Source organism: Myxosarcina sp. GI1, from assembly GCF_000756305.1.
GTDB lineage: Bacteria > Cyanobacteriota > Cyanobacteriia > Cyanobacteriales > Xenococcaceae > Myxosarcina.
The window spans coordinates 115,217-123,264 of record NZ_JRFE01000034.1 but is presented as its reverse complement, the minus strand read 5'-3'; the positions used below and the strand labels follow the sequence as shown (position 1 = coordinate 123,264).

The 8,048-nt window shown below is 38.9% G+C and carries 7 protein-coding genes; 6 read left to right on the top strand and 1 reads right to left on the bottom strand.

Features of this window, described 5'->3' with window-relative positions:
* From KV40_RS35835 to KV40_RS32580, 4 genes are all read left to right on the top strand, one after another.
* Positions 1 to 1,238: calcium-binding protein (locus KV40_RS35835; RefSeq protein ID WP_371260829.1), on the top strand; the 1,238-nt coding region annotated here is incomplete at its 5' end.
* A 125-nt stretch (positions 1,239 to 1,363) separates the two neighbouring features.
* Positions 1,364 to 1,987: a hypothetical protein gene (locus tag KV40_RS24665; protein WP_052055929.1), complete on the top strand. Its 624-nt coding sequence runs from the start codon at positions 1,364 to 1,366 to the stop codon at positions 1,985 to 1,987.
* 267 nt (positions 1,988 to 2,254) lie between these two features.
* Positions 2,255 to 2,881 carry a ribonuclease HI family protein gene (locus tag KV40_RS32585; protein ID WP_172657335.1) on the top strand — a complete coding sequence of 209 codons (627 nt, stop codon included), beginning with the start codon at positions 2,255 to 2,257 and terminating at the stop codon, positions 2,879 to 2,881.
* Positions 2,882 to 3,001: 120 nt separating this feature from the next.
* On the top strand, positions 3,002 to 3,397 hold the full coding sequence (locus tag KV40_RS32580; protein WP_052055927.1) for a hypothetical protein: 396 nt from the start codon (positions 3,002 to 3,004) through the stop codon (positions 3,395 to 3,397).
* On the opposite strand, the gene KV40_RS37045 is transcribed toward KV40_RS32580, so the two are convergent.
* Entirely contained in the window at positions 3,392 to 3,517 is a 126-nt protein-coding gene (locus KV40_RS37045) for a hypothetical protein (RefSeq protein WP_256381167.1), read from the bottom strand. The two genes, KV40_RS32580 and KV40_RS37045, sit on opposite strands and share 6 nt — an antisense overlap.
* Positions 3,518 to 3,554: 37 nt before the next feature.
* Here KV40_RS37045 and KV40_RS24655 point away from each other — a divergent pair, with 37 nt between their 5' ends.
* Both KV40_RS24655 and KV40_RS24650 read left to right on the top strand, forming a co-directional pair.
* A complete protein-coding gene (locus tag KV40_RS24655) occupies positions 3,555 to 4,688 on the top strand; it encodes a hypothetical protein (RefSeq protein ID WP_036486923.1) in 1,134 nt (377 codons plus the stop codon).
* Between the two features lie 13 nt (positions 4,689 to 4,701).
* Positions 4,702 to 8,034, top strand: coding sequence for a tubulin-like doman-containing protein (locus KV40_RS24650; protein ID WP_036486922.1), 3,333 nt, complete (start codon positions 4,702 to 4,704; stop codon positions 8,032 to 8,034).
* Positions 8,035 to 8,048: the final 14 nt, after the last annotated feature.

Below are 8,048 nucleotides of genomic sequence, written 5' to 3'. Positions count from 1 at the left end.
CCGCACCACAACTCGATCTCAACGGTGAAGCGACGGGTACCAATTTTACTACTACTTTTACCAATAACCCTGTACTCCTGGTCGAGCGCCAAAACCCTATTATTTCTGACTCTAACTCAAATACTCTCTCTCAAGCTACCGTCGTTCTTACTAACCTCCTCGATGATAATAATGAAATTTTAGCTGCCGACACTACTGGTACTAAAATTACAGCTAATTATAATGCTGCAACTGGTACGCTCTCTCTAACTGGAGAAGACAGTATTGCTAACTATCGTCAAGTTCTCAAAACTATCACTTATAACAATACTGCTGAAACTCTAGATACGCGCAATCGCACTATAGAATTTACTGTCGATGATGGTGCAGCTTTTAACAATACCAGTACTGTTGCCACGACTACAATTAATTTCACCAATACTTTTTCTGGTTCTGGCGGACAAAAGAGATTTACAGTAAATGCTGGCGATGGCGAAGTAATCATTAGTGATTTTGGCGGCGTGGGTACTGGTATTAATCCACCATCTAAAGTTATTAACGAAGTAGATACCCTTCAGTTTATTGGGAAGCAATTGACTGCGGATAATCTGATTCTTACTCAGAATGACAAGGATTTAGAACTTACTTTTAAAGGAGTAGCAGACACCACAGTTATTTTGTCAGACTTCAATTTAGAACAATTAGATAACCTACCTTCTAGTATCGGTAATATTTTGTTTGACGGACAACAAAAGATTAAAGATAGCTTCGATGTATTTAATGCCGAGCAAATTCGCTCTCGCGTATTTAATTTTAATACGGCTACTTTTTTAAATGATTTGGATAATACTCTTCAAGGGTTTAATAACTCCGATGATGTAATTGATGGTCTACAAGGCAATGATGTTTTATTAGGACGTTCTGGAGATGACGTGCTGCGCGGTAATAGTGGCGATGATTTGCTACTCGATGGTGGCAGTGGTAGCGATCGCTTAGACGGTGGTAAAGGCAATGATGGTTTATTTGGTGGTATTGGTGCTGATGAATTCGTGCTGAGAAAAGGTGCGGGAACCGATACGATTTTTGATTTTCAAATTGGTATTGACTCGCTGATACTGGCAGAAGGTTTAGACTTAAATAAATTGACAATTGGAACTAATGAAAATGGAATGAAGATTAGTTTGAGTGAGACTAAAGAAGTTTTGGCGAATTTAATTGGGGTTGATGCTAGTAATTTGACTATGTCCGATTTTACCTAGTTAAGTACATATTAAACCCCAAAAAGAGTCAGGACTTACGCGTTTAAAAAACCCAACTTCAGCGTAGCAAGTTGGGATAGTTCATTGTTGACTATACTGCCGAAGCGAGTGAAAAACGCTTGGGAATGGTTTCTTTTTGGGTCAATGGGATTACAGGGGTCACAGGGGTTGACCTTGGTGATGCTTTATTGTGGACGGTCGATCGCATTGCGTCTTCGTCAATTGAAGAACAAACGGCTATGGCTCTAAATTATGAACAATTACTTCAAATAGGCTCGCAGTACTCCGAGCAAGTGATTGAGAGAGAATTACTTCCCTGGCGACAAAAAAATCTACGCCAACTGCAACGAGATGAAAAGCGTATTAGCGAGTATTACTCGGACATGATCGGGGAAATCAACGGCAAAATCAAAAAAAGAAATCTAGAGGGAGAAGAAAAAGAGCGAGAACTGGCTCGCATTGAAGCTACCCGTATGGAACTGAAGCGCAAACTTATCGATTTAAATGAACGTTATTGTATGGAAGTCACGGCACGGTTACACAGTGCTTTGATTGTCTGGTTACAAACGGTTCATCTTAATTGCCAACTAATTCGCAAAAAGCAGAAGCGAGATATCATAGCGGTTTGGAATCCTTATCAGAAACAGATTGAGCCTCTGCGCTGCGAAAAATCCCATCAGCCAGTAAACAGCTTTTATTTGGATGATGAATTGGCTACTATTATTTGTCCCACCGTTTGGTTATCTTAAATAAATCCAATCTCGGTCACGTCCCTTCTGCAATCGCTTCAATCTTCTCTACTTTTGGAGGATAATTCATAACAGGTAGTTTTTGGTTTTCTATAAACATCTGTAATTTTAGTAATGGCTCGACCAAAAAAGATAATAGCCCGAACCAAAAAAGGGAGCGAGCGATATCAAATTTGTATATTCAGGCGAAAAAAAAATCACAAGTTGAGTTTTGTTGAAATTTTAGTTGAAAATGCTCCTTCTAATTCATCGCTTGCTAATACTAAAATGAATAATCTTTCGCAAAAACTCAAGATTCCTTGGCAGAAAAAACTCTTAAATATTGATACTACTAAACGATTACTTATACGTGAAAGAAGACAAGCAAGAAAAGAAGCTCAAAATGCTAATAGATTAGCAGCCCGTATGCTTAAACCACCCCTACTTACCTTTGATGGCTCATCAAAAGGAAGACCAGGGCGTTCGGCTTCGGCAGCAGTTATCGAGATGCCCGATTTCACCCGTCATACAGTTACCAAATTTATACCTTCAGCTTTTGTCAATGAAGCTGAATACATAGGTCTAATTATTGGCTTGGAAAAAGCCAAAGAATTGGGAATATTATCGCTTGAAATAAAAGGAGACAGCCAAATAATTATCTGTCAAGTGTTAGGAAAGTATCGGGTAAATGATGATTCTAAATTTTCAGTTTATCTCAAACAAATGTTAGATTTATTATCTTATTTTGATGATTATTCTCTCGATTGGATTCCTAGAAGAAAAAATCTGTTAGCAGATAGAGCAGCACACAAATGTTTAAAAGAAAATTGTCCTTCAGAAGAAAAAAGTTATGCAGAAGAATATATAGATTATTTAATCTACAGTAATTATTTAGTCGATGATGATTATGATTAAATCAAATTGACTCGATAGGAGTCATGCTCGATACAGCCGATTCTCATAGTTCCAATCTGGTTCTTTCCGATTCTCAGAGTCTGGAAAATCCTACAGACACGGTGCTACTTTTGTAAATCCATGTCTCAATCGATCGATAAACTCGATCTTCTTTTAGAGCGTCAGTTTCCTCCTTCTAATAACTACTCCTCTTCTATTGCTGCTCCTCAACCTCCTGACCAACAATCCTCTGACCAACAGTCCCCTGATGATAAACAATTACCTACTGAAGCTCTTCTCAATCGGGCGATCGACACTATTATGGATTATAACGATCGCGCTAATCCTGAAGACAAGTGGTACATTGGTATTAATTCCCTGAAAGATATTATTAATTCGCAAGTGACGATTGTACGAGTAGTCAAACGACGCAAAGCTGAAATCGATCGGCATCATCAGAAACATAAACTCGATAGATTTCATAACCGTTACTATCACCGCGAACAGAGCTATACCGATTTCTTTGATTTTTCATAAATTCGACGGCGATCGCAGTAATACTGCCTGTAAATCTCTAATTAAAGCAAAAACCAGAATTAGATCTAAGTAAATTTTCTGTAACAGCAAAATAAATTCGCGAGTACGATCGAAAGACATTTACATCCAATTAAAGTTTAGATCGAACATTTTTTTTGTGTCTAATTGTGCGGAAATATCACCAGGACAACCGCTTAAAACCTGGCAACAATTTGGGCTAAAGTTAGCTTCTCGTATTTATGGTGGTAGAGATGTAGTTGTTGCTGTCGATCTTACCGAAAGTGTTGGTTTAAATGCCGAAGGACGCTTGCGCTTGACTCAAATTATTAAAGACAGTTTGCAGCCTGGAGATTTAGTATATGTTGTTCCTTTTGCTTCTAAGGTAAATCCCCTACAGAGCGATCGCAATGCTATTGCCTTAGACAACGGTATTAAATTTCGCCGCAAGCCAGAAGTTATCGAACAAATAGTTAATACTTTGCCGTTCGAGTCGGAAATACAATTCAACAATACCGATATCCAAAACGCCGAGTTATTTGCATATCGTGAATTAGCAAGACTCAATCAATGTCGTCTTGTTGGCAGTATCCCCCTCAAGCCTCAGTCTGTAGTTTGGCTAACCGATGCACCCTTGCTAACCGAAGCTGGAATTGACTCTGCTACTTGGATCGAGACACCTGCAAACAGTCCTTTTCGTCAGTCAGAATCACAACTCAGTCAAGAAAGACAAAGCTGGCTACAAACTTTACCACTAAACAAGCGATCGCAAGTAATTACTACCGACGACAATCGTACCTATCAGCTTTCTATAGTCGATATTCCTCCTATCGCACAGGAATTTTGTACCCCTGCACCAGGAGGCAAAGAAACCTGTTTGGTAACTCCCTACATCGTAAAAATGCTGTGGCTTCCAACCTTAATTTTAGCTGCATTATTAATTGCAGGAGGTTTTTATGGCAAATATTTAATTAGTCTCAAGAAAAAATGGAAGCTCAAAGTTAGTTTTGATTCCGATGACAACATAGAACCAAGAACTTGCTATTTAAAACACGGACAAAAAATTGCGATCGGTAGTAATGATTTAAGTGCTATTAGCTGCCCTGGTGAAGATATTAGAGGATATCTATACAGAAAAGGCAACAAACTCTATTTAAAGCCTACTAAAAATGCTCCTATTTTATATCGCGATCGCGAGTTGAATAAAGAAGAACTTATCGAACGCGATCGTTTCAAACTCAACTGTCCCGAACGGGGAAAAAATTTTGACATCTCAGTAAAAGTAGTTAAATAAACAAAATAAGATTATGAAATTTGAAGAAAAACAATCTCGTAAAATTAATCGTACCGTTTGTATTGGTTTAGGCGGTACTGGACGCGATGTTTTGATGCGAATTCGGCGTTTAATTGTAGATCGCCACGTAGATTTGAAACAGCTTCCCGTTATTAGTTTTGTCCATATTGATACCGATAAAGCTACTAGCAATATGACGGGTTTACGAACTGGAAATACCTATCACGGTGTCGATTTACGCTTCAGCGATGCCGAAAAAGTAGCGGCGACGATGACTCGTTCAGAAGTAGATAATTTAGCGCGAGAATTATCGAGAAGAGGAAGTAACTACGATGGTACTCCTGGTGTTTTTAGCAATATTTCTAGCTGGTTTCCACCGCAGTTATTAAAGAATTTAAAGGCGATCGATGAAGGCGCACAGGCAATTCGTCCTGTAGGCAGATTGGCGTTTTTTCATAACTATAGAAAAATCAAAGCCGCTATCGAAACGGCAGAACAAAGAACGCGAGGTCATGAAGCTTTTATGATCCGTAATAATTGGAGTGTAGAGAATAAACTAAGCATATATGTTATCGGTTCTTTGTGTGGTGGTACGGGTAGCGGTGTCTTTTTAGATGTTGCCTATTGTCTCCGTCAACTATACGGTATTGACGGCGCACAAATTATAGGTTACTTGGTTATTAGTCCCGAACTTTATGGTAATGCACCCGATAAAAATGCTAATACCTACGCCGCACTTAAAGAGTTAAATTATTATGCGACTGCGGGAACAACTTTTAAAGCCGAATACGACACGCAAAATTTAGAGTTTGTTGAAGAATCTCGTCCACCTTTTGAATATGTTTATCTAGTTTCTAATCGCACCGCCAAAGACTACAAAATTATAGAAAAAAGTAAGCTTTGTAATATTATTGCCCATAAAGTTACTCTGGACTTTGCAGGTGAACTATCTCCAGTAATTACCGCACAACGCGACAATTTTCTCCAGCACATGATTCAAACTGACGAACACCCTCGTCCTAATGTTCAGCGTTATTTAACATTTGGTTTAGCAGAAATCTATTTTCCTCGCGACATCGCCGTACAGATATCTTTGAACCGCATCAAAATTAAGTTGGTAGATTTTTGGCTTCAGGGCGAAGGACAAAGTGCCGATCCGAGTAATTTATTAGCCAGTTTCTTAGATCGCTGGTACAATCGCGGCAAAAATGAAAACGGTTTTGTTAGTAAGTTACAGCAAGCCACTACTGACGGTAGCAAAACTTTTAATAACGCTTTAAGTAGTTGGAAAAACCGCCTAGAAAATAATATCATAGAAATTCAAAACCGCGACGAACGCCAAGAAGTTATTTCTCAGTTGGGCAGGGAAATTCGCAGCGAGTTTCGCAAAGTACAGCCAGGAGAAACCGAAAGCAGTAGGGGGATCTGGTTTACTAGCTTACAACAGCAGCGCGATCGCTTAACCGCAGAATATATCAAAGATATCGACAATTATTTAACAGAGTTACTCAACCCTAATAGTTTTAATTTCTCCTTAAATAACACTCGTGCTTGGCTAGAAGCATTAACTACAGAGTTAAATAAATCTTTCCGAGAATTAGAAGATTCGAGTAACAGCATGGGACAAATTCACAGTCTCGAAGCTGTTGAGAGAAAATGGCAAGATGCACAACAAACCATAGAAGATATCGAATCTAAAAAGGGTTTGTTTCCTAGAGACAAACAAAAAAACAGTCAGGTTCAAGACGAAGCTAAAAGAATCATTAGTCAAGTTAGCAAACTCTTGAAAGATAACTACGAACTTTCTCTCTATCGGGAAGCATTAACTATAGTCAAAGCTTTACAACATTACGTTAGCGAATTAATTACTAAAGTCAGTGCTTTTAACAATTTGTTGAATAGCGTCAGACTAGCCTATGAAAAAACCGAAAGCGAACTCAAACTACAGGACGTTGACGATATGAGTGGCGAAGCCATCTTTGCCGATGCGGATAGCGACGATTGTTATAAAAATCTTTTACCCGAACGAGATCGTGCTTCTCAGCTAGCTTTGGTCAGTAGTAAGATTACCGAAAAGGTAGGCTTAAAAGAATCTCTGGCAAGTTGTTTAGATCGCGGCGTAATCGACGAACAAAACTTACAGTTAGAAATTAACCTGGTTGTAGATGGCTTATTTGGTTCGCGCAGTCTTTCGACAGTCCAATCAGCAGTAAAGCGTTTTCTCGAAAGTTATCCTTTAAGCGATCGCGCAGTACGTTTAGAACAAATTATCCGCGAAGCTGAACCACTATTACCACTCAATACTAGCGATCCGTATTTCTATAACGATTCGGGTAAAACTCTATCTATCATCGCCTTTAAAGATACCGACAAACCAGAAATAACCCAGTTCAAAAATATTCTTTTTAATGATTTGGGTGTCTCTGATAATAACCTCAAACCCATTCAAGCTGAAGACGAAATTATTCTCGTTAACGAATACGGTGCTTTTCCTCTTAGACTTATTCGTGGTATCGAACTAATGCAGGGACACTATCAGCGTCAGAAAACTTACGGTAAAGGTTTTCTACACAACGACTATCGCACTCAGTTTATTGATATTATTCCTCCCGATGCGATCGAGATTGAGAACTTACAAGATATTTTTTATCCCGCGATCGCTTTAGACTTGCTTCCTTACAACGACAAAACTAAAGAATACGAGTTTCAGTACTACGACAGCTATCGGGATAGCCACGAAACAATTTTCCTCAGTTATATTTGGGACGAAGCTTTAGAACAACTTGCCAGTCGTAAAGACATGGTAGAAGCTTTAGATAAACGGTTGAGAAATGCGATTGTCGATCTCTCCCTTAACCCTCAGAAGTGGAATAGCTACTATTTACCAAAATTAAGGCACTTTATCACTACAGTAGATAGTTTACCAGAAGACGATCCCAATTATCTTTACAAAGAAATAGTTGTTGGCAGTCCCGCCACCATCGATCGCCGTCAACAAGATGGCATTATCAATCGTTTTTGGAAGAAAATGCAGGATATTGTCAAAGAGGAAATGGCGAAACAAAAACAATCGCAGCAACAGCAAACATTGCCGCCTGAATCTACGGGCGATCCTCGGCAGGAGGCTGTCTTTGCCAATCGCGTTCTACCAGAATCGAATAACTTTGAAAGTAATGGAGAAAAAGAGCCAATCGAGGGTGAAATCGAACTTATCGAACCAACGCGATCGAACAATACTTCAAAAGCAAAATTAGCCGAACTGAAAGAATTGATTCAAATGAAAAATGAAGGAGATTTATCAGAAGCAGAATTTTCTGCTGCCAAACGAAATCTTTTAGGTATGTAACTTATAAATATTCT